Origin of the sequence: Aeromonas aquatica (assembly GCF_000764655.1) — a bacterium.
Taxonomy (GTDB): domain Bacteria; phylum Pseudomonadota; class Gammaproteobacteria; order Enterobacterales; family Aeromonadaceae; genus Aeromonas; species Aeromonas aquatica.
The window spans coordinates 57,734-79,784 of record NZ_JRGL01000087.1 but is presented as its reverse complement, the minus strand read 5'-3'; the positions used below and the strand labels follow the sequence as shown (position 1 = coordinate 79,784).

Below are 22,051 nucleotides of genomic sequence, written 5' to 3'. Positions count from 1 at the left end.
ATCTCCTGACGGATTCAAAGCGCCAGCAGGGTGAGCAGGCCCCCCGGCAGCCGCTGCCAGCGCAGGGTGCAGTGCCAGCCCGCGGGCAAGTCCGGGGCAAGCGCCGTCTTCAGACTCAGCCTCAGGGTCTGGGCCCCCATGGCCGACCAGCTCGCATCGAGAAAGTCGAAGTAGCGCCCGACCCTGGGGTAGAGCCCCTTGAACAGGCTCTCCTTGGCCGAAAACACCAGGGTCAGCCCCTCCTCCAGGCTCAGATCGGCGGCGGCGGCCCCCGATGCCAGTCGCCCCCACTCCTCCCCATCGAGGATGCCGGGCCAGAGCTGCGCCGTTTGGCTTTCATCGAGCCAGGCCTCCAGATCCAGCCCCAGCCCCGCCTTGCCGGGGCGCACCGCGCACAGCGCCATCCCCTGCCCCAGCAACTGGCTGTGGCTGATGCTGCCCTCCATCCCCGCGGGCCAACAGGGCGCGCGATCCTGGCCTATGACCACCGTCTCGTCGCCCAGCCCATAAGGACGCAGGGCCAGCCGCACCGCCAGCCGCCCCGCCAGAAACTCCCCCTGTCGCTTGGCCACGGCGCTCTGCAACTCGGCCGGCAAGGGTATCCCCTGCTCGGCAAAGCAAGCGGGCCTGAAGGCCGCTAGATCGAAACAGACCCTGTGAAGGGGGAGACTGTCGAGACAAGGCATGAACAAGGCATCGGCGTGACGGATAAAGCGCCCGTCGGCGGAGGGGGAGGAAGGGGGCATGGAAGGCTCCTGGCATGGGTTCCTGATGGTACCAAAGCCAACCCGGAACATGCCACAAATACAAATGACAACGTTTCTCAATCGCTCCTGTGGTAGCATGTTCCCGCCCATTTGGGGCCGAACAAAGAGAGTGCCCCCTGGTCGATAGACAGAGCCGCCAGGGTGCCCGCCGATTTCACCCATAAGGATGTAACCATGAAGATCTCCTCCCCCCTGGCCGCCGCCGCCTTGATGCTGGCGAGCCTGGTTGGCTTCCAGGCTCAGGCCGGCACCCGTCAGATCCTCGATGCCAACGGCCAGTCCCAAGCCGTTCCCGACGCTCCCAAGCGCATAGTGGTGCTGAGCGAGCTGGATCTGGACAGCGCCCTGACCCTGGGCGTGCAGCCGGTCGGCACCGTCAACGGTCGTGGCCAGGCCACCCTGCCCCGCTACCTGCTGGACAAGGCGGGCAAGGAGATCGCCGTGGTCGGGGATCTGGACAATCCGAACCTGGAGAAACTCATCGATCTCGAGCCGGATCTCATCCTGACCGGCCAGACCAAGCCCGAGCTGCTGGCCCTGCTCAAAGAGATAGCGCCGACCGTGGTCACCGGCAACTGGGGCGAGCCCTGGAAGCTGGTGTTCCAGCGCAGCGCCCTGGTGATGAACAAGGAGGCCGAGGGCAAGGCCTTCCTCGCCCAATATGACGCCCGCCTGCAGGAGGCGCGCACCCAACTGGCCAAGCATCAGGGGGAGCAGATCAGCATAGTGCGCTGGAACCCCAAGGGGCCGAGCTACATGCACGGCGGCACCTTCGCCAGCAGCGTGGTGCAGGAGATGGGCCTGGCCCGACCGGCCCACCAGCTCGGCGACAAGAGCCCCCACTCCCCGGCCCTGAGTCTCGAGTCCCTCAACCTGCTGGACGGTGACTGGCTGGTGATCGGCACCCTGAGCACCAGCGGCGATGCGGTAGATGCCATGCAGCAGGCCGAACAGACCCCGGCCTTCCAGCAACTGAGCGCCATCAAAGGCAAGCGCTTCGGCGCCGTGGACGGGTCGCTCTGGACCTCCACCGGCGGCCCCCAGGCGGCCCTGCGGGTGATCGACGATGTGGAGCAGCTGCTAGCCAAGCCGGATGCGGCCCCCATCACCCGCTAATACCGTCACACAGGAATAAAAAAGCCCGCATCATGCGGGCTTTTGATTGTCTGGTGGGGCTAGGTACCTACCAGCGGGGATAAGACCCCTTGGCGGGATCCGGCCTGTCGAGAGCGGGACAAGCCCCAAGACGACAACTCACCAATTATCTTGAGTTTAAAAGCATAAATAGACGACTAAATCCAGTCTTGGCAGTTTACTATTTCACCACGGCTCACTCCGGCAGTGGCAACGCCTTTCTATCCAATTTCCCGCTGCCGGTCTTGGGCAGGGCATCCAGCAGGATGAGGCGGGCCGGCACCATGTAGTGAGGCAGGCTGGCCTGCAAGCCCTTGCGCAGGGCCAGCCGGTTCAGGGTTATCCCGGCCTTGGCCTCCACATAGCCCACCAGCATGGCCTCGTCCCCCTCGCCGACCAGCCGCACCGCCGCCTCCTGCACCCCGGGCTGGCCGCGAAGGCCGGCCTCCACCTCCCCCAACTCGATGCGAAAACCGCGCAATTTTATCTGGTCATCGCGCCGCCCCAGGTAGAGGAAGCTGTCGCTGCCGAGCCTGCGCACCCGATCGCCGGTGCGATAGAGGCGATGGGTGCCGAGGCGCAGGAAGGCCGCCGCGGTGAGGGCCGGTTTGCGCCAGTAACCCTCGCACAGGGCCGGGCTCTCGATGCAGAGCTCTCCCTCCTCCCCCTCTGCCACCGGCAGCCCCTCGGCGTCCAGCACCCAGTGCCGGTAGCCCGGCAGGCTGTGGCCAACGGTGATGCGCCCCCCGACCGGCGGCATGCGCACCTCGCTCACCAGGGACCAGACGGTGGCCTCGGTCGGACCGTAACAGTTCCACAGCCGCTGGGTGCGGCCGCACAGCTGCTCGGCGAGCCCCAGATCCAGCGCCTCGCCGCCGCACAGGGCGGTGAGGCGCTCGCATCCCTGCCAGCCCGCCTTGAGCAGCATGCGCCAACAGGCCGGGGTCGCCTGCAGCCAGTTGATGGAGGCGTCCGCCGCCAGCAGCGCCAGCATCCCCAGGGGATCCTTGTTGTGCCGATTGCCCGCCACCGTCAGGCGGCCACCGCTCCAGAGCGGCCCCAGCATCTCCAGCAATGAGATGTCGAAGGCCGGGGTGGTGATAAAGAGCCAGTGGCAAGCCGGGGTCAGACCCAACCGCTCGCGGATCCCGTCGAGGAAGCAGAGCAGGGCGCGCCGACTGATGACCACCCCCTTGGGCTCGCCGGTGGAGCCCGAGGTGAACATCATGTAGGCCGCCAGGGCATCGTCCACCTGGGGACAGGAAGCCGCCTCCCTTCGCACAAGGCCGGAGTCAGCCAGCTCGGCGAGGGCCCGCAGCGGGCAGCCAAAGTCCGGCACAGATTGCCCACGGTCGCAGATCACCGCCGACAGCCGCGCCTGACGAGCGATGCCCTGCAGGCGCTCCACCGGGAAATCCGGCTCGAGCGGCACGAAGCAGAGCCCAAGGCGCAGACAGGCGAGCAGGCTGGCCACCAGATCCGGCGTGCGATCCAGATAGAGACCGACCCGCTCCCCCACCGCCAACCCTTGCAGGCTAGCGGCGATCTGATCGACCCGACGTTGCAGATCTGCGTAGGTGAGCCAATGACCCTCCATGCCGATGGCGGGGGCCAGCGGCGTGCCGCCGAGCAACCCGGCCAGCCGGGCACTCAGCCCCGCCCGCTGCGGGGAATGGGACGGGGTGACCCCCGCCTCTTTTACTGCATCAGGAGTCAACACCGTCATAGCACCTCCTCGGGCAGCCGTTCCAGCCAGTGATGGTAGAGGGCACAAGGCGCCCCGTGCACCTTGAGATCCCGCAGCGTCAGCGGGCGGTGATCCCCGGCGAACGCTTGATTGAGGGCCGCCAGCAGGGCGAGCTGTTGCACCGAGTCTGCCCCGAGCGCTGCCAGCGGCTGCTGCCAGCGCGCGGTTTCACCACAGTGCTGCTGCCACAGGGCCAACAGGCGGCGGGCGTCAGTATGGACGGGACACGCCTCCTGTCCTGCTGGGATCTGAACCGGCGCGGGGGCCTGGATCCTGTCCACCCCCACCAGGCGGGCAGGCTCGGTCAGGGGGGCCTGCGCCAGCCACGCCAACTCCGCCAGCCACTGCGCCAATACCCTCTGTGCCCCTTCCCGCGCTATCAGCTCGCCGTCGTATTCGAGGCGCAGGTTAAGCTGGCCGCCACGGGCGTTGACCACGAGCGACAAGGGCAGCTCCACCTTCTCCACCACGGCGCCAAACTGCGGCATCAGCTGATGGGGCTCCGGCGTCTCGGGCCGCGCCGGCATGGGGTAGTTCTCGAACACGAACAGGCTCTGGAACAGGCGCGGGCCACCCCGGGTCAGGGCTGCCAGGGACTGGGTGCCGTGCTGATTGAGCGCCAGCGAGTCCCGCTGCAGCAAGGCGATATGTTGCTCGAGGGTCGCCTCTGTTCGCCAATCCAGGGCGAGCGGCAGGCTGTTGATGTAGAGCCCGACGCTCTGGGTGATCCCCTCGATGGGGAAGTCCCGGCCCGGGGTCACGTTGCCCACCAGGGTTATCGCGTCGCCGCACTGGCGGGCGAGCAGCCGATGCCAGGCGTATTGGGCCAGCAGACCGGCGGTCACCCCGAGCGCCCGGGCCCGGGCCTCCAGTTGCCCGGACAGGGCCGGCGCCAGCGTCTCGCCACAGACTTCTGGTCTGTGCTGGGTCAGGTGTGGCTCCAGCGCCACCCCGAACAGGCACGAGAGATCGTTGGGCTTGGCCAGCAGCTCGGCACGTCCCTGCCAGTAGGCGGTGCTGCTGGCCGTTTCGCTGGCGATATGGCGACCGAAGGCGAGCCAGGCGGTATCCGGTGTCACCTCGGGCGCCTTCCCTTGTGTCATTGACTGCTGATAATGCCGATGCAGGGAGCCCAGCAGCACGGGGCCGCTCCAGCCATCGAGCACGGCGTGATGAGCGCTCAGGATCACCTTGTGGTGATCGGGGGCCAGTGTGAAGCAGGCGATCCGCAGCAGCGGCGCCTTGTCCAGCGCAATGGGATGGGCCAGATCCTGCTGACGATAGGCCTCGATGCGGGCGTCCGCCCCCGCCACGCCGGACAAGTCCTCATGGTGGAACGGCAACTCGGCGTGGCGCAGTATGCGCTGCAACGCCACCCCCTCCTCCATCAGCAGGGCGGCTCTGAGCACGGGCCAGCGGGCGAGCTGGGCCTGCCAGGCAGCGCAATAGGCTGCCACATCCAGGTTTTGCCGATAGCTTATCTCGGTCTGCAGGTGATAGGCCGTATCACGGGGCGCCAATGCCCTGTGATAGAGCATGCTCTGCTGCAATGAGGTCATGGGCAGCAGGGTCTCCACCTCGCCGCCCGCCAGTGCCTCGTCCAGCACCCTGTCCAGGGCTGGCTGGGAGAGCGCCAGACCCGGGACGTCGCTCGGGGTGCGGCGCGGCTTGGCTTGCGCGCAGCAGGCGTTCACCAGGGCCTCTATGTTGGCCGCGAGGGCCGTCATCAGGGCGTCGCTCGCCTGCTGGTTGAGGGCGCCGACCTGGCGCAGGGTGAGGCAACCGCCGTAGACGCCGCCGTGCAGGCTGATGAGCTCGCGCGGCAAGTTCTGTGGTGCCGAGGGTTGGCCCGGCGCCACCGGCAGCGGCTGCCAGGGGGCCGGGGTGCCCCTGTGGGAGACCCCCAGGTAGTTGAAAACGATATTGGAGTGAGGCAACGCCTGACCACGGGGATGGTGCAGGCGCAGGGCGTTGAAGCCCACCCCCTTGTCCGGCACGGCCCGCAGCCGCTCCTTGGTGTCACAGACGAGATCGCTCCAGGACGCGCTATCGGCCAGCGCCAGCGGATAGGTGCTGGTGAACCAGCCCAGGGTGCGGCTCACATCCAGTTGCGGGGCTCTGGTGTCAGAATCAATGCCTTCAGCATCGATTGCTTCACGGCCGTGCCCTTCCAGCATCACGCACTGCTTGGCGCCGTAACCGAGCTCGCTCAGGGTGCGGGTCAGGGCCGCCAGCAGCAGATCCGGCACCTGAGTGAGATGGGCCTGATTGGCCGGGTCTATGAGGCGGGCCGTGGTCTGCTCATCCAGACGCAACAGGCTGGCGGCGGCGCGGCCATCGGGGGCGCGCTGCGCCTCCAGCAAGGCTTGCTCGCAGCCTTCCCCCTGCCCCAACCAGAATGCGAGCTGCGCGGCTTCGCGGGCCGCATAAGCGGCAAGCCCCTCACCCCACTGGCGGTAGCTGCTGCCCTTGCCCGGCAAGGGTCGGCCCTCGGCGAGGCGGGCCAGATCCTCGGCCAGGATGCGCCAGGAGACGGCATCGATGACCAGATGGTGGAAGGCGATAAAGAGCCCCTCCACAGGCTCGGCATCCGCCTCGCTCGCGAGATTGCGCAGCCGGGCCCAGGCCAGGGTCTGGCCGCGCTCGGGCGCAAGCTCCCCCTGCCACTGGGTCAGCCGGGCCTGCAACTCGGCCTCGTCCAGCCCGGCCGCGTCCAGCCTTTGCAGAGACGGCAGCGCCAGTTCGGGCAGATAGTGCTGACCGGCCGGGGTGACCGCGAGGCGCAGGGCGTCGTGGTGACCGAGCAGGGCGCTCATCCAACCGCTCAGGGCGGCGTCGTCGATGCCGGCGGGCAGGCGCAGTATCACCCCCTGATTCCAGTGGCCGGGCTTGGCGAAGCCCTGCTCGAAGAACCAGTGCTGAATGGGGTGCAGGGGGAATTCCCCTTCCAGGATCCCCTGCTCAGTCTGGTGGCTGACGGCCTGCTGCTGACCGAGCTGGCGGCAGAGACGGCGCACCGTCTTGGCCTCGAACACGTCTTTCACGCTGCAGTGCAGGCCGGCGTCCCGCAGCCGGGTGGTGAGCTGGATGCTGAGGATGGAATCGCCGCCTAGGCGGAAGAAGTCATCCTCCACCCCGAGGGGCTGTTTCAGCACCCCCTGCCAGATGGCGAGCACGGTTTGCTCCAGCTCGCTCTGTGGCCCGGCCTTGCTCTCCTGCCAGCTGATGGCGGGCAGGCGGCGCAGGTCCAGCTTGCCGTTGGGGGTGAGCGGCATCTCGGGCAGCCAACAGAGTCGTACCGGCACCATGTATTCGGGCAGCTGTTCGCCGGCCCGTTGCAGCAGGGCCTCGGCGTCCGGCTCGGTCGCGCCAGCTTGCAGGCTGGCGTAAGCGAGCAGGCGGCCCTCTTGCACCACCACCTTGATCTGGCGAATGGCCGGCTCGAGCGCGGCAATCTGGGTCTCTATCTCGCCAGGCTCGATGCGATAGCCCCGCAGCTTGATCTGCTCGTCAAGCCGGCCCAGATACTGGATGTTGCCATCGCGACGCCGCAACGCCCTGTCCCCGGTGCGATAGAGGCGATAAGTGCGGCCATCGCCGCTGTCATCAAACCTGAGCTCGACGAAGGCCTCCTGGGTGCGCTCCGGCAGGTTGAGGTAGCCACGAGCCAGCCCGAGGCCGGCCAGGCAGAGCTCACCCGGCACACCCACCGGGCAGGGGTTGCCCGCCTCGTCCAGGATCAGCGCCTTCAGGTTGTTGATGGGCCGGCCTATGGTGATGGGCTGACCCGGCATGAGCCGCGCGCAGAGCGCGGTGACGGTGCACTCGGTCGGGCCGTACATGTTATAGAGTGCGACCCGGTTGCCCCAACGATCCACCAGGGAGCTGGGACAGGCTTCGCCGCCAAAGCCGATGGCCTTGAGGGATCCGAGATCCGCCGGCGGCAGCAGGTTGGCCAGCAGGGCGGTCGGCAAGATCATGTGGCTGGCGCCCTTGGCCATGGCGGCGGCGATCACCCCCTCCCCCGGCTCACCGAAGTGCAGAGCCGCGCCGCAAGAGAGCGGCAGCAAGGCCGTCATGTTGCCTGCATCGAACGACAGGGACATGCAGTTGAACATGGTGCCGCTCCGATCGAGTTCGATACGCTCTGCATGATCGGCCATCAGATTGACCAGGCTGCCCTGCTCCACCATGACCCCCTTGGGCAGACCGGTGCTGCCGGAGGTGTAGATGATCTGGGCCAGCATGGCGGCGTCCCGGGGGATGGCAGGAGTGCTGCTCGGCATCTCATCCAGAGCAAGTCCGTGCAGGTCGTGATACTCAGCAGTCGCGCCCACCAGCGCCTCGGCGAGCCGTGCGTCCGGCGCGCCCCCCAGCACTAGCTTGATGGCGGCGTTGCTCAGGATATGGGCCAGCCGCTCGGCGGGATAGGCGGGATCGAGCGGCACATAGGCCGCCCCCGCCTTCCAGCAGGCAAGCAGGGCGACCACGAAAGCCACATCCCGTCTGGCCTGGATGCCGATGGCGGCGCCCGGCTTCACGCCGCAGGATTGCAGCCAGTGGGCCAGCCGGTTGGCGCGCGCCTCCAGCTCGCCGTAGCTCAGGGCACCCTCGCCGTCGGTCACCGCCAAGGCTGCAGGATGAGTGGCCGCCTGGCGTTCGAACTGGCAGAGCAGGGTCTCCCGGCTCGGGTAGTCGCTCGGCAGGCTGGCCAGCTCGGCGGCCAGCGCGGCCTCATCCATCCCCGCTTCCAGCGGCAGCTGCCAGATATCCGTCTCGGGGGCGGCCACCACGGCGCGCATCAGGTGCAGCAGGCGATCGGCGTAAGCCTGGATGGTCTCACGCTCGAACAGGGCGGTGGCAAACAGCCAGTCCACCCGCACCGAGTCCATCAACTCGGTCACCTTGACCGAGATGTCGGTCTTGGCGGGCAGCACGGGGGAGGTCTCCTCCACCAGCTGGCAACCGGGGATGAGATCGTTGAAATCCACCTTGGCCTGATACACCAGCATGATCTGGAAGATGGGGTTGATGGCGGTAGTGCGATCCGCTCCTATAGCCTCGGCCAGCGCCTCGAATCGATAGAGTTGATGGTCAAAGGCAGCGAGATCTTCCTCCCGGCACTGTTGCAGGTAGTCGACGAAGCTCGGCCGCCCCTCCAGCCGGGTGCGCAGCACCAGGGTATTGACGAAGAAGCCCACCAGGGACTCTATCTCGTGGCGCTCGCGATAGGCGAGCGGGGTGCCGATGACCACCTCCTTCTCCCCGCTCTGGCGCACCATCAGCAGGGCGAACAGGGCGTGCAGGCCGATGAAGTTGGAGGTGCTGTGACGCTGGCACAGCCGCTTGAAGCTGTCCCACAGGGCGTTGTCTATGGTGGAGAATACCAGTTCACCGCCGCTGGCCTGATGGGCCGGGCGCGGTTTGTCGAGCGGCAGGCCGTGCACCTCGGGGCTTCCGCCCAGGCGGTCCACCCAGAACGGCTTGAACTCGGCGTGGTAATCGAGGAAGCGCGCGGAGTTGAACCAGTGGGCGTAGTCGAGGTAGTTGAGCGGCAGCTCGGCCACGCTCAAGGGCGCGCGGTTCTGATGGGCCAGGAAGGCACGCTTCAAGTCCGCGAACATGTTCTTGACCGACCAGCCATCGGAGATGATGTGGTGCTGGGTGATGAGCAGCACATGCTCATGGCGGCCGATCCGGATAAGGTGCACCCGGCTCAAGTCCCCTTTGGTCAGGGAGAAGGGGCGGCCTATCTCTTCGCGCACCCGCCTGGCCACGTAGGCTTCGCGCTCGGCATTGGACGCGGCACTCACATCCTCTATCTGCAGCTTGAAGTGAACATGGGGCAGGATCTCCTGGGCCCCCCTGCCCGCCTCGTCCTTGACGAAACGGGTGCGCATGCTGGGGTGGCGGGCGAACAGGTGATCGAAGGCAAATTCCAGCGCGGCCGTGTCCAGCTCGCCCCTGACCCGAAAATAGACCGGCATGTTGTAGAGGTGGGAGGCCTCCTCGTACTGCTCGATAAACCAGAGCCCGCTCTGGGAGGAGGAGAGCGGCCCCTGCAGGGCACCCTGGGCAAGGATGGGGGCCTCGAAGGCGGCGCGAGCGCCGAGGCAGCGCACCAGTTCATCCTTGTGCGCCTTGATGAGGGTGCCGATGGCGGGGGTCACCGCCTCCTTGCTCGACTGGGAGATGAGCTGACCCTTGTCGTTCAGGGCCAGCTTGACTCCCTGGCGCTCCATCTGCTGGAGCAACGCAATCATGTTGTTCATAAGTTATCTCAGCCTCTTGGATCAGGCGCTCAGGGTGGCGCCGCCGTCGACAACCAGATCCTGCAGCGTGATGTGGCTGGCCAGGTCTGAGGCCAGGAAGAGGACGGTATTGGCAATCTCGCGAGGGGTGGCGATCTTGTTGAGCGGTATGCCGAGTTTGAACTGGGCCGGCAGCCCCGCTATGGTGCGGACCATGGCCCCCTCATCGGGCAACATGCCGCGCAGCATCTCGGTATCCGTCGAGCCCGGTGACACTAGGTTGACCCGCACGCCGAAGGGGGCCAACTCCAGCCCGACCGTCTGGGTCAGGCTGGTGACCGCCGCCTTGGAGGCGCAGTAGGCCGCCATCTGCATGCGCGGCACATGGGCCGCGTTGGAGCCTATGGTGACGATGGCGCCGCGCTGCTGTGCCTTGAAATGGGGCACCAGGGCCCGCAACAGGTAGAAGACGCCGCTGGCATTGACCGCCATGCAGTCATCCCAATCCTGGTCGCTCAAGCTCTCGGTGGGGCCGAGGCGCAACACACCGGCCCCGTTCACCAGCACATCCAGCCCGCCATCCGCCAGCAGCTCCGCGCAGCAAGCATTCACCGCCCCCGAGTCACGAATGTCGAGCAGCCGGGTGGCGAAGGGGTAATCTGCATGGGGGAAGGCCTGATCCAGCCCTATCACCTCGGCGCCAGCGGCCACGAACTGCTGTGCCACCTCATACCCTATGCCACGTCCGGCCCCGGTCACCCAGACCCGCTTGCCACTGAAATCAACGTTCATCATCTGTTCGCCTTTCATTACCAGACCATCTCCACGCTCTCTTCGTCTTCGGTCAGCTTGCCGTCGAGGAAACGGCAGAAGTCGTCCAGACGGGGATGATCGAACACATCGGAGACCTTCACCTGCACCCCGAACTCGGCGCCGAGCCGGTTCACTATCTGTATGGTCTGCAGGGACTGGCCCCCCAGCTCGAAGAAGTTGTCCGCCGGCCCCATGGTGGCCAGCCCCAGGATCTGCTGCCAGATGGCGCCGACCCTGTTCTCGGTCTCGCTGCCGAGGGTCAGGGCTTCCCCACCCGCCTGGTATTGGGCCAGCAGCCCCTTGCGATCCAGCTTGTTGGAGCCGGTGCGGGGCAGCTGATCGTGGTGGCGATAGTCGGTGGGGATCATGGCGGCGGGCAGCACCTTGGCGAGCTGCGCCTTGATGACCCGGCTGTCGCGCTCCGGCCCCGCCACAAAGGCCACCAGCCGGCGCACATTGCCGATGCTCACCCCCTGCACGCAGGCCTCATCCACCCCGGGCAGCGCCAGCAACTGGGCCTCCACCTCGCCGGGCTGGATGCGATAGCCGCTGATCTTGAACTCGTTGTCACGCCGGCCCAGATAGACCAGACGACCGGCCACCCAGCGCACCCGATCGCCGGTGCGATAGACGGCCAGATCCAGCTCCCCGACCCGCAGGGTGCCAAAGCTGCCTTGCACGCCCCCCACATAACCGTTGGCGAGTTGCGGGCCGAGCAGCACCAGCTCCCCCTCCTCGGCGGGTTGTTCCCCCGCCCCCAGGATCAGCGCCTGCATGCCAGGCAGCGGCAGGCCGATGGGCAGCTGGGCCTGCGCCGGGTCTTCCCCTTGCAGCTCCTGAGTGGTGACCACCACAGTGGTCTCGGTGGGGCCATAGGTATTGAACAGGCGCAGATCGGCGCGTCCCTGACGCTGCCACTGGGCAAGCTGCTCGGGGTATACCGCCTCGCCGCCTATGATGACGGTGGCCAGATTGGCCGGAATGTGGGCCTGGCCCGCCGTCAGCGCCACCACCCACTCGTTCCAGAACGCGGTGGGCAGATCGAGGTGGGTGATCCCCATCTCCTCCACTCCGGCCACGAAGGCGGGGATGGATTCGAGCAGGGCGTCGGTGCGCAGCACCAGGGTGGCACCGGCGCTCAGGGTGGCGAACACCTCCTCTATGCTGGCGTCGAAATTGAAGGGGGCAAATTGCAGCATCCGCGCGCCCTCGTTCAGGTGATAGCGGCAGCGGGCGGCAGCGGCGAAGTGATCCAGCGCCCCATGACTGACCGCCACCCCCTTGGGCAGGCCGGTCGAGCCGGAGGTGAACATCAGGTAGGCCACCGCAGCGCCGCTGGTCGGCTGACAGAGGCGGTTCTCGCTCACCAGATCCCCCGCCAGCAGGGTGCGGCCCTCGAACAGGCTGGCCAGCTTGTGGCGATATTCCGCCTGGGTGATCAGGGTCTTCACCTCCCCCAGACGCAGTATGTGGCCCTGGCGCTCCAGGGGCTGCTCGGGATCCAGCGGCACATAGACGGCGCCCGCCAGGAGCACCGCCAGCTGGGCGAAGATGGCCTGGGGGCTGCGCGCCAGCATGACGCCGACTCTGTCCCCTGGCTGCACACCGGCGGCTTGCAAGGCCGAGGCCATCTGCTCGCTGCGCGCCAGCAGCGCCTCGTAGCTGAAGCGGCTCTCCCCTTGTATCAGAGCAATCTTGTGCGGGGTCTGGGCCGCGAAGTGGCAGAGCGCATCCAGCACAGGGCGCACCTTGATCACTTCATTGTCAGGGCCAGTGATCAGCGCAGCCAGCCGCTGCTCGGCCAGCCAGTCGGCCTTGAGGCTTCCCAGAGTCAGGGCGGGCTCGGCGAGCCAGCGGCCCAGCAGGGCAAACAGGGTATCGGCGATGGCCGCCAGAGCCCCCTGCTGGTAGCAGCCAGGGTTGGCGTCCAGATCCAGGCGTGGCTGGCCATCGGCGCCGACCTGCACCTCGATGGTGAGATCCTCCACCGGGCCGGCGCTGATGTTGAGGATATGGGCACTGAGGGGTCCGAAGCGGCGGGCGTGATCGAAGGGCATGATATTGACCAGGGGACCGAACAGCCGCTTGTCACCCCCCACCAGCCCAAGGTCACGGCGCAGCAGCTCGTAGCGATAGTACTGATGCTTGCGCACCCCGCGCTTGGCCTTGGCCACGGCGCCAGCGGCCCCCATCAGATCCAGCCCCTCTTCGAGCGCCAGCGCCAGGGGAGTGATGTTCATCTGCATGCAGGGCACGGTGAGGGAAGCCGAGCCGATGCGGTTCATCATCATCAGGCCCAGCAGGGTCTGGCTCTGACCGCTGGCCAGGGACAACTGGGCCGAGAGACCGGCCAGCAGCAGATCCGGCCAGCCCAGCTTGTTGTCATCGGCAAAGCGCACCAGGGTCTGCCACAGGTCGGCGGGCAACGGGCGGCTCTCACGGATGAACTCGGCGGCGATGGGCGCGCGGGCTTCGCTGAAGGATTTCACCTCGGGCCAGCCTTGCAACTGCGCCTGCCAGAAGGTGCGGGCGGCGGCGTTCTTGCCGCTCTCCTCTCGGGTCAGCTCCTCGGCCAGCACCTCATCGAGCAGGCCGAACGGGGACGGTGAATTCACCACCCCGGCCAGCCCCTCACCATAGAGCTCGGCGATGCGCTGGAACAGCAGGGTGGTGCCGAAACCGTCCAGGGCGATGTGGTGCACGCAGCTGTAGAGGTAATCCCGCTCCACGCCGCGCAGCAGGGCGAAGCGGCAGGGAGGCTCGCGGGTCAACTCGAACGGGCGGCGTAGATCCGCCCAGGCCCAGGCGCGGGCGGCGGCCTCGTCGCCCCCCTCCAGCACCAGCTCGCGATAGGCAAGGGGCACTGGCTGGGAGACGAAACAGACCGGCTCGTTGGCCGCATCGAAGTGGCCCTGCAGCGCCTCGCACTCGCCCACCGCCTGGGCGAGCGCCGCGGCCAGCACGGTGCCGTCCACCTTGCCATCGAAGGCGATGCACTCGGCGGTGTTGAACATCGCCTTGTCGTCGTTGAGCAGATGACCGGACCAGAGCCCCTGCTGGGGGATGGTCAAGGAGAAGCGGCTCATTGCACCACCTCCAGGTTTTTTTGCTCGGCCAGCTTGGCGTCGATCAGGCGCCACCAGCCGTTCAGGGTCGGCGTCTTGGCGAGATCCACGAAGCCGAGCTCCACCCCGGCGGCGCGCCATTCGGTGAGCAGGGACATGATGCGCACCGAGTCGAGACCGTAGTCGATGAGGTTCTCGTCCGCATCGAACTCTTCTTCATCCTCGTCGATATGGCTCAGCAACCGTGCCTTGAGCCCCTCGTAGGTGAGCAGCGGATTGGTCTCGGAAGTGAAAGCCGGTACGACCAGGGCCAGCACCTCCTCGCAGGGCACCACCTTGCCGCAGCGGGTCGCCACGTAGTCCAGCGCCATCTGGTGATCCGCCAGGGAGAAGTCCGCCACCCCGTCCGCCAGGAAGAAGGGCTGGATGTCGCGCATGAAGGCGTCGCAGGCGGTCATCATGCAGCCGATGTGGCCGTAGATGCCGCCGATGATCAGCTGATCCCGCCCCTGCTCTTTTAGCATTTGCTCGAGCTCGGAGCGCTGGAAGGCGCTGTAGCGCCACTTGACCAGCACAACGTCATCGCTCTCGGGGCACAGGGGGGCCACCACCTGCTGCAGCTCGGGGCGCTTGTTCAGACCCGGGCCCCACATGTCGTTGAGCAGGGCCCTGTCCTCGGGGGCCTGATCCTTGGGCTGGGCGGTGTAGTAGACCGGGATGCCGAGGGCCTTGCAGTGCTTGCGTACCGCGGCCAGACGCTCGGTCAGGGCGGTGATCAGGGGGCTGTTCTCGCCGTAGAAGGCGGTGAAATACTCCTGCATGTCGTGGATCAGCAGGGCGGCGCGCTTGGGATCCAAAGTCCAGCTGACCTTGTTGGCCTTCCATTGGCTGGGCATGGCGTAGTTGTTCAGGGTTGGGATAGCCATAACGTCATGATTCCTTTTAGTTTTTAAACTGTTGCCTGGGGCTGGTTTGCGGCAACGGATTGCGCGATGCGCTCACGCAGCCCCTTCTTGTCGATCTTGCCCACCGCCGTCATGGGCAGGGCGTTGAGGATTTCGAATCTGTCCGGCAACTTGAATTCGGCGACACCGCGAGAGCGCAGGAACTTGCGCAGGGTCAGCGCCCTGAGGCCCGGCTCAGTGGTGACGATGAAGGCGCAGCTCTTCTCCCCCATGGTGCTGTCCGGCATGGAGACCAGGGCCGCCTGGGTGATGGCCGGGTGGTGCAGCAACTGGTTCTCCACCTCTTCGGCCGCGATCTTCTCGCCGCCTCTGTTGATCTGATCCTTCTGCCGGCCCACCACGGTCAGATAGCCATCCTGGTCTTGCACCACCAGATCCCCGGAGCAGTAGAAGCCCTCGGCATCGAACACACGGGCGTTGTGGGCCGAGCTCCGGTAGTAGCCACGGAAGGTGTAGGGGCCGCGGGTGTGCAGAGCGCCGGCTTGCCCCTGGGGCACCGGGTTGCCCTCCTCGTCCAGGATCCGCACCTCGTCGTCCGGACACATGGGGCGGCCCTGGGTGTGAATTATCTTGTCGTCGCTATCGTCCAGCCGGGTGTAGTTGACCAGGCCTTCGGCCATGCCAAACACCTGTTGCAGCTGGCAACCGAGCAGCGGGGTGATCTTGCTGGCCACCGCCTCGGCCAGCTTGGCACCGCCCACTTGCAGCAAGGCCAGGCTCTCGAGCTGGCGGCGCACGGACGGGTCCGCCTCGGCCGCCTGCAACCAGAGGGAGACCGCCGGCGGCACCAGGGAGCAGAGGTTGACGCCGTGACGGGCGATCAGCGGGAAGCAGCTCATGGGGCCGGGATCCGGCGCCAGCACCACGGCGCCGCCCGCCTCGAACACCCCCAGCGCCCCGGGAGAGCTTAAGGGGAAGTTGTGGGGTGCCGGCAGGGCGCAGAGGTAGCGGGTATGGGGCCCCAGGGCGCAGATCTCGTTGCTGCGGCGCACGCTGTACAGGTAATCGTCGTGGGTGCGGGGAATGAGCTTGGGGGTGCCGGTGCTGCCGCCGGAGAGCTGGAAGAAGGCCACCTCGTCCGCCGGGCTAGGGCCATAACTCAGGGGCGCCAACCCCATGTCATCCCGTGCCGCCAACCAGTGGGCCAGGCCCAGCTCTGCGCTCTCGCCATCGAGCAGCACCAGCTCGGCGCCTATCCCTGCCAGCAGCTCGGCGCCACGATCCACGCCGGCGAAGAGCGGATGCGCGGTGGAGCCGATAAAGAGCCGGGGGGCTATCTGCTCGGCATAGGCGGTAAGCTCCAGCCGGTTGTGGCTAAAGAGCGCGTTGACCGGCGCTATGCCGACTTTGAGCAGGGCGAAGAACACCAGGTAGAACTCGGCAACGTTGGGCAGTTGCACCAGGGCGGTGTCGCCGACCCTGAAGCCATGGCGGGCCAGCCTCTCGGCCAACCGGGTCGCGCCTTCATCGAGCTCGCGATAGCTGATGCTGCGCTCTCCGCAGAGGATGGCGACCGCATCAGGCGTCACCTCGCACTGACGCGCCAGCATGGCGGTCAGCGGCTCGCCGCGCCAATAGCCCTTGGCACGGTACGATTCGGCCAGCTCGGTCGGCCAGCGGGTGTAGGGCAGGAAGTGATTGGACTCGCTCATAGGGCCACCTCCAGATCCAGGCCCAGCGCTTTTAGCATGGTGCCGAGCTTGGTGCCGGTTTCGGCCCACTCCATGGCGGGATCCGAACCCGCGACTATGCCGGCGCCGGCAAACAACTCCACGTGATGACCATCCAGCACGCCGCAGCGGATCACCACGGCCCACTCGCCATTGCCCTGACTGTCGCACCAACCGACGATGCCGCTGAACAGGGCGCGCCGGAAGGGCTCCTGCTCACGAATGAACTGGCGCGCCAGATCCGTGGGGTAACCGCACAGGGCCGGGGTCGGATGCAGCTGGCAGGCAAGAGAGAGCACTGAGGCGTCGCTGCCGTGCAGCTGGCCTGCGATGGGCGTGCCCAGATGCCAGAGGGTGTCCGTGCTCATCAGGGTCGGGCTCGAGGGGATCGCCAGCTCGCGGCAGTGGGGAGTCAGCACCCGGCGGATCTCGTCGATCACCAGGCGGTGTTCATGCTGATCCTTGTGGGACGCCAGCAGCTTGCGCGCCACCGCCTCATCCTGTTGCGGCTCGCCGCCCCGCTTGGCCGAGCCCGCCAGCGGATGGGTGAAGACGGCGCCTTCATTGACTCGCAGCAGCAATTCGGGGCTGGCACCGAGCAGGCGACGGCCCTGCCCGAGCGGCAAGGAGAAGTGGAAGGCGTTGGGGTTCTGGATCATCAAGCGGGCAAGCACCTGCTCGGGATCGGCGGCTTTGCTCAGGTGCAGCTTGAGTTTGCGCGACAACACCACCTTGGCGAGGCTGCCCTTCGCGAAGGCATCGAGGGCCGAGCTCACCGAGGCCTTGAATTCGGCAGCGGCGGGCGTGCTGTTGACCGAGATCACCCGATTGGTGTCGGGGGTACTCGCCTGGGGGGGGACTCGCTCTCCCCGCTCGTAGCGGTCGGGCACATAGAGGCAGGAGGCTTCGGCAGGGTCAAAGGCGAAGGCACCGACCAGCAGGGGATTGGCCTGGCCTTGGGCCTGCGCCACCGCCAGGGCCTGGACTATCTGCCGCTCCAGCAGGGGCCATTCGCTGGCCGGGGTGCTGATGGGCTGGCCCAAATCATAGGCACGAAGGCAGCCCTGGCCCGAGGTAAACAAGAAATCAGGCGGGGATCCGGCCTCGGCAGGGACACCATCTTCCATTACAAGAGTATTCACGCTAGACCCTCAAAGATGATTCATAATGATAATCGTTATCAATTGCTTTTGAGCGGCGGTAAAATACGCGGGTCGAAAGAGCCCGGTCAAGGGGATTTTTTGGCGCAAAAACTGGAGCTTATCTGTGGATATAGGAGGGATGAGGCCAGCACTGGCCTGGCGTGACCGGGGCCTGAAGTGCTACTCGAATGAACACAAATTGCCATCCCCATATGGGGGATGCGACAGAAACGGGATAAAAGGGCCTGAGCTGGCGGCAACGCCGCTTTGCCCCTAAGATGGCGCCATATCCTGTTGTCACCCGTCGAGATGGAACCCTCCATGTTAAAATACCTGCTTCTGCTTCCCCTCAGCCTGCTGCTGGCAGCCTGCTCCTCCCTTACCCAATACAACGTCAGCGAGAGCGAGATAAACCAGTACCTCAAAGACAGGGTCGCCTTCGAGAAAGAGATAGGGATCCCCGGCATCATGTCGAGCAAGATCCGGCTCGACGATCTGCAGAGCCGCATAGGTCGTAGCCGCGCCGACCGGGTCGAGCTGGATGCAGCTGGCGATCTGCAGGTGGCGAGCCCCCTCGGCAGTCAGCAAATGAAGATCCGCCTCTCCTTGAGTGCCCGCCCGGACTATGTGGCCGAGCAAGGCGCCATCTACCTGCGCGATCTTGAGCTCATCTCGGTCAAGACGGAGCCGGCCGACGTGGGGGCCGCCCTCACCCCGCTGCTGCCCACCTTCAACCAGTCCCTCTCCCTGTTCCTCTCCCAGACCCCGGTCTACCGTCTGGATGGCAGCCGCAAGAACGAGGCCAGGATCAAGGAGAAGGTCGAGGCCCTCAAGGTGGAACCGGGCCGTCTGGTCATCCCCTTCAAGCTGATGTAATGCTCATCGCCGCGCCTCGCTCGAGGCGCGGCTTTTTTCTTCTCAAGCCTGCCCCTTTGCCCCATAATGCACACCATTCTCATTTCGATTCTGAGAAGCGTCATAATAAAATCAAACATATGGGTGAAAAGGACATGAGAAAAACCGTACTGGTGCAGGCGATCGCCTGTGCACTGATCGGCGGCGCCGCGCACGCCGCCGTCAAGGTCGAGGACAAGACCTTCAATACCGCCGCCAGCATGCTGGCCTACACCGAATTCGAGCTCTCCGGCGAGCCGCTGGCCGAGGCCCTCGGCCTGGATCTGGACGTGCTGGATGCCAATCGCGCCGATGAGCCGACTCCGTTCGACTTCGCCGCCGGCATCGAATCCTATGAATACTCCGAAGAAGCCATGTACGCCCTGAACTACCAGTCAGGCATGGGCCCGCATCTGGTGAACGGACCCCAGAATCTGGCCCGTGGCGGCACCCTGGCCGATCTCGGCAAGCGGGTGCTGGCCATGGCCGAAGCGGTCGGCTTCCCGGCCGATGAAGTGCCACAAGGCATGTATCCCCTCTCCCTGCCCTACGCCTCCGCCAATCCCGAGTTTGCGCAAGGGGTTAACACCACCCCGGTCAACGGCGATCAGCTCACCATCAAGACCGCCAAGGGCACCGAGAAATCCGTCAAGACCCAGGTTCCCGCTTACTTCCGTGACTACACGACCCTGCGCTGGAGCGGCAGTGACAACCTGCTGAACCCGGCGGCCGTGGGCGGCATCCTGCTCAAGGAAGTGATGTGGTCCCAGGACTTCCTCGGCGGCATGCACGTGGCCGAGAGCGATGAAGAGGTGGAAGCCGCGTCGTCCACCATGGATCAGGACGGCAAGCACAAGCTCGGCGTCTCCGCGGCCGACGGCTTCAACGGCATGATGCTGACCGAACAGTCCATCGACAAGCTGGCCATACTGCAGGGCCAGCTCGGCTTCGACGGCAAGCAGCTCGGCGCCAGGATCAGCCCCCAATACGATCCGGCCAAGGGCGTGGTCTACTTCCCCCATCAGGTGAAAGTGACCGAAACCAGCAAGAACGACGTCGGTGCCATCGGCAAGCTGGCCGTCGTGGATGGCTCAGCCCAGCTGCGCGACGCCTGGATGCTGCTGTGGCCGCTCTCCGAGTTCTACGCCTTCAGCGATCAGCGCAGCGCCAACACCAACCAGAACCCGGCCTTCCACGCCGTGTTTGACGGTGCCCCCTTCGCCGCCGCGCCGGCCGTCAACCAGGGCAGCGATGCCGCCAAGCTGGTCGCGGGCCAGGATGCCTTCTCCCTGGCCCAGAACCTCTCCAACCTGACCTTCAAGAACCTGGCCGCCCTGCACTTCGACGCCAAGGCCGGTACCCTGGTGGACAGCTGGCAGGCGGGCAAACAGGGCAATCACGTCACCACCTTTGACGCCGCTTATTCCCTGGTCGCCCTGCAGATCTTCCAACGCGCCCAGGATGCGCTGCCGGTCGGCTACGCCGCCGGTGACAACGGCGAGTTGAACCTCAAGACCGCCCAGGGCCAGCAGGCACTGGTGCTCGTTCGCAAGCAGGCTGACTTCATCCTGGCGCAGCTCAAGGGCAAGAACGGTCTGGTCCATAACGGTCTGACCCTGGGTGGCCAGCCGGATGCGGGTCAATCCATCGAGGCGCAGTTCGCCGCCATCCGTGGCTTGACCGCCGCCTTCCTGGCCACCTCGGACGCCAAGTACCGCAGCGCGGCGCGCGAGCTGTTCATCGCCACCGACAAGGCCTTCTTCAACCCCAAGGCCGGCACCTGGCTCGCGGGCAAGCAGGGTGAATACAGCCCCTGGACCCAGGCCGCCATCTCCGGCGCCCTGCGCTCCGCCATGCTGAACCTGCGCAACGAAGGCGCCGAGAAGGCCCCCGAGCTGGAACTGGCGCAGCTGACCCAGCGTTACGTGAGCTGGTTCCGTGGCACCGTCAACGGCGGCATGCAGATGGCCGAGTGGATCGGCGACTCCGGTGAGAACGTCATCGAAGGCGCAGGCCATGACACCGACGAAGACGGCGTACCGCAAGTCACCGCCGCCGGTGGCAAGCACGGCACCGCCATGGTGATGGCTGGCAAGGCCGTCGTAAGTGAGAAATAAGTGAACGAACGGGTCATCTGACCCATGAAAAAGGGAGCCCTCGTGGCTCCCTTGTTTTTTATCATCGCCGATCATTCTTTCAGCTTGGCCAGCATCTCCTTGGTCACCAATACGATGCCCTGCTCGGAGCGGTAGAAACGACGGGTGTCCTCGTCCGCGTTCTCCCCCACCACCAGCCCATCGGGCAGCTTGCAGCCCTTGTCCACCACCACCCGGCGCAGTCGGCAACCGGCACCGATCTCGACCCCGGGGAAGATGATCGCCTGATCCAGGGTGCAGAAGGAGTGCACCCGCACATTGGTAAAGAGCACGGAATTCAGCACGAAGGAGCCGCTGACGATGGAGCCCCCCGCAAACATGGAGTTGATGGTCATGCCGTGCTGGCCGTTGCGGTCCTGCACAAACTTGGCGGGAGGCGCCATGTTCTGGCTGGTCCAGATGGGCCAGTTCTCGTCATAGATGTCGAGCTCGGGCACCACTGAGGCCAAGTCCATGTTCGCCTCCCAGAACGAATCCAGGGTACCCACGTCGCGCCAGTAGGGTTTCACCCCCTCCTTGGAACCCACACAAGACATGGTGAAGGGGTGGGCGAAGGCCTTGCCTTCGGTGACGATGCGGGGGATCAGATCCATGCCGAAGTCGTGCTTGGACTCCTGGTTGTTGATGTCCTCCTCCAGCAGTTGATACAGATACTCCGCATCAAAGATGTAGATCCCCATGGAGGCCAGCGAGACGTCCTCGTTACCCGGCATGGCTGGCGGGTTGGCTGGCTTCTCCACGAAGGCGCGGATCTGGCGCTGCTCGTCGATGTCCATGACCCCGAAGGCGGAGGCCTCCGCACGCGGCACCTCGATGCAGCCCACCGTCACCCTGGCGCCGAGGCGCACGTGATCGAGCAGCATGGCGGCATAGTCCATCTTGTAGATGTGATCCCCCGCCAGCACCACTATGTACTTCGGGCCGTAGTCGCGGATGATGTCGACGTTCTGGTAGATGGCGTCGGCGGTGCCGCGATACCAGTGCACCTCATCCACTCGCTGCTGGGCGGGCAGCAGGTCGATGAACTCGTTCATCTGATAGCGCAGGAAGGACCAGCCCGATTGCAGGTGGCGCAGCAGGCTGTGGGACTTGTACTGGGTCACCACACCCACCCGACGGATACCGGAGTTGATGCAGTTGGAGAGCACGAAATCGATGATGCGGAACTTGCCGCCGAAATGAACGGCGGGCTTGGCACGGTTGTCGGTCAGCTGCTTCAGGCGGCTGCCCCGCCCTCCCGCGAGCACCAAGGCCATACTCTGGTTCAATAGTTGCCGTGCTTTGGCAGTATCTACGGGTTCTAACGACATAATCACCTCGGCCTAGTTGGAGCTGTTTTCATCCCATCTTCACCTTTTTTAGCGGGTATGAAAGTGTTTTCACTCACAGATTAGCCGCTTTTCACTCATCTTTTTCCGGAGTTGTGTGAGTACACAGGCATCAGGCT

12 protein-coding genes are annotated in these 22,051 nt (G+C 65.7%); 3 read left to right on the top strand and 9 right to left on the bottom strand.

Features of this window, described 5'->3' with window-relative positions:
- Nucleotides 1–14: 14 nt before the first annotated feature.
- A complete protein-coding gene (locus LG30_RS0108480) occupies nucleotides 15–746 on the bottom strand; it encodes a 4'-phosphopantetheinyl transferase family protein (RefSeq protein WP_033130271.1) in 732 nt (243 codons plus the stop codon).
- A gap of 195 nt (nucleotides 747–941) precedes the next feature.
- On the opposite strand from LG30_RS0108480, the gene LG30_RS0108475 reads away from it, so the two are divergent.
- Nucleotides 942–1,883, top strand: a complete 942-nt coding sequence (locus LG30_RS0108475; protein ID WP_033130270.1) for an ABC transporter substrate-binding protein — start codon at nucleotides 942–944, stop codon at nucleotides 1,881–1,883.
- Between the two features lie 214 nt (nucleotides 1,884–2,097).
- Here the strand turns inward: LG30_RS0108475 and LG30_RS0108470 are convergent, their stop codons facing one another.
- Genes LG30_RS0108470 through LG30_RS0108440 form a run of 7 tightly spaced genes read right to left on the bottom strand, consistent with a single transcriptional unit; the run spans nucleotide 2,098 to nucleotide 17,539 of the window.
- The gene (locus LG30_RS0108470) at nucleotides 2,098–3,627 is read right to left on the bottom strand and encodes an amino acid adenylation domain-containing protein (RefSeq protein WP_033130269.1); all 1,530 of its coding nucleotides are present in this window, start codon (nucleotides 3,625–3,627) and stop codon (nucleotides 2,098–2,100) included.
- On the bottom strand, nucleotides 3,624–9,920 hold the full coding sequence (locus tag LG30_RS0108465) for a non-ribosomal peptide synthetase (protein ID WP_033130268.1): 6,297 nt from the start codon (nucleotides 9,918–9,920) through the stop codon (nucleotides 3,624–3,626). Before LG30_RS0108465 ends, LG30_RS0108470 begins: the two co-directional genes overlap by 4 nt.
- Nucleotides 9,921–9,941: 21 nt before the next feature.
- Nucleotides 9,942–10,691: a 2,3-dihydro-2,3-dihydroxybenzoate dehydrogenase gene (gene dhbA / locus LG30_RS0108460; RefSeq protein WP_033130310.1), complete on the bottom strand. Its 750-nt coding sequence runs from the start codon at nucleotides 10,689–10,691 to the stop codon at nucleotides 9,942–9,944.
- A 17-nt stretch (nucleotides 10,692–10,708) separates the two neighbouring features.
- Nucleotides 10,709–13,798: an amonabactin biosynthesis non-ribosomal peptide synthetase AmoF gene (gene amoF, locus LG30_RS0108455; protein WP_033130267.1), complete on the bottom strand. Its 3,090-nt coding sequence runs from the start codon at nucleotides 13,796–13,798 to the stop codon at nucleotides 10,709–10,711.
- Nucleotides 13,795–14,703, bottom strand: coding sequence for an isochorismatase family protein (locus LG30_RS0108450; RefSeq protein WP_033130266.1), 909 nt, complete (start codon nucleotides 14,701–14,703; stop codon nucleotides 13,795–13,797). Before LG30_RS0108450 ends, amoF begins: the two co-directional genes overlap by 4 nt.
- Before the next feature lie 23 nt (nucleotides 14,704–14,726).
- The gene (locus tag LG30_RS0108445; protein ID WP_033130265.1) at nucleotides 14,727–16,394 is read right to left on the bottom strand and encodes a (2,3-dihydroxybenzoyl)adenylate synthase; all 1,668 of its coding nucleotides are present in this window, start codon (nucleotides 16,392–16,394) and stop codon (nucleotides 14,727–14,729) included.
- Nucleotides 16,391–17,539, bottom strand: a complete 1,149-nt coding sequence (locus tag LG30_RS0108440) for an isochorismate synthase (RefSeq protein ID WP_274518498.1) — start codon at nucleotides 17,537–17,539, stop codon at nucleotides 16,391–16,393. Before LG30_RS0108440 ends, LG30_RS0108445 begins: the two co-directional genes overlap by 4 nt.
- 336 nt (nucleotides 17,540–17,875) lie before the next feature.
- Between LG30_RS0108440 and LG30_RS0108435 the strand changes: the two genes are divergently transcribed.
- Entirely contained in the window at nucleotides 17,876–18,430 is a 555-nt protein-coding gene (locus LG30_RS0108435) for a lipoprotein (protein WP_033130263.1), read from the top strand.
- A 134-nt stretch (nucleotides 18,431–18,564) separates the two neighbouring features.
- Entirely contained in the window at nucleotides 18,565–20,565 is a 2,001-nt protein-coding gene (locus LG30_RS0108430; RefSeq protein WP_033130262.1) for a hypothetical protein, read from the top strand.
- Nucleotides 20,566–20,636: 71 nt separating this feature from the next.
- Here the strand turns inward: LG30_RS0108430 and glgC are convergent, their stop codons facing one another.
- The gene (gene glgC / locus LG30_RS0108425; RefSeq protein ID WP_033130261.1) at nucleotides 20,637–21,914 is read right to left on the bottom strand and encodes a glucose-1-phosphate adenylyltransferase; all 1,278 of its coding nucleotides are present in this window, start codon (nucleotides 21,912–21,914) and stop codon (nucleotides 20,637–20,639) included.
- Nucleotides 21,915–22,051 lie beyond the last annotated feature (137 nt).

Excerpts from the sequence above, each read along its gene's own strand:
- LG30_RS0108430 (WP_033130262.1), top strand. The coding sequence starts at position 18,565 with ATGAGAAAAACCGTACTGGTGCAGGCGATCGCCTGTGCACTGATCGGC.
- LG30_RS0108440 (WP_274518498.1), bottom strand. The coding sequence starts at position 17,539 with ATGGAAGATGGTGTCCCTGCCGAGGCCGGATCCCCGCCTGATTTCTTG.
- amoF (WP_033130267.1), bottom strand. The coding sequence starts at position 13,798 with ATGAGCCGCTTCTCCTTGACCATCCCCCAGCAGGGGCTCTGGTCCGGT.
- LG30_RS0108470 (WP_033130269.1), bottom strand. The coding sequence starts at position 3,627 with ATGACGGTGTTGACTCCTGATGCAGTAAAAGAGGCGGGGGTCACCCCG.
- LG30_RS0108465 (WP_033130268.1), bottom strand. The coding sequence starts at position 9,920 with ATGAACAACATGATTGCGTTGCTCCAGCAGATGGAGCGCCAGGGAGTC.
- LG30_RS0108450 (WP_033130266.1), bottom strand. The coding sequence starts at position 14,703 with ATGGCTATCCCAACCCTGAACAACTACGCCATGCCCAGCCAATGGAAG.
- LG30_RS0108480 (WP_033130271.1), bottom strand. The coding sequence starts at position 746 with ATGCCCCCTTCCTCCCCCTCCGCCGACGGGCGCTTTATCCGTCACGCC.
- LG30_RS0108435 (WP_033130263.1), top strand. The coding sequence starts at position 17,876 with ATGTTAAAATACCTGCTTCTGCTTCCCCTCAGCCTGCTGCTGGCAGCC.
- dhbA (WP_033130310.1), bottom strand. The coding sequence starts at position 10,691 with ATGAACGTTGATTTCAGTGGCAAGCGGGTCTGGGTGACCGGGGCCGGA.
- LG30_RS0108475 (WP_033130270.1), top strand. The coding sequence starts at position 942 with ATGAAGATCTCCTCCCCCCTGGCCGCCGCCGCCTTGATGCTGGCGAGC.
- glgC (WP_033130261.1), bottom strand. The coding sequence starts at position 21,914 with ATGTCGTTAGAACCCGTAGATACTGCCAAAGCACGGCAACTATTGAAC.
- LG30_RS0108445 (WP_033130265.1), bottom strand. The coding sequence starts at position 16,394 with ATGAGCGAGTCCAATCACTTCCTGCCCTACACCCGCTGGCCGACCGAG.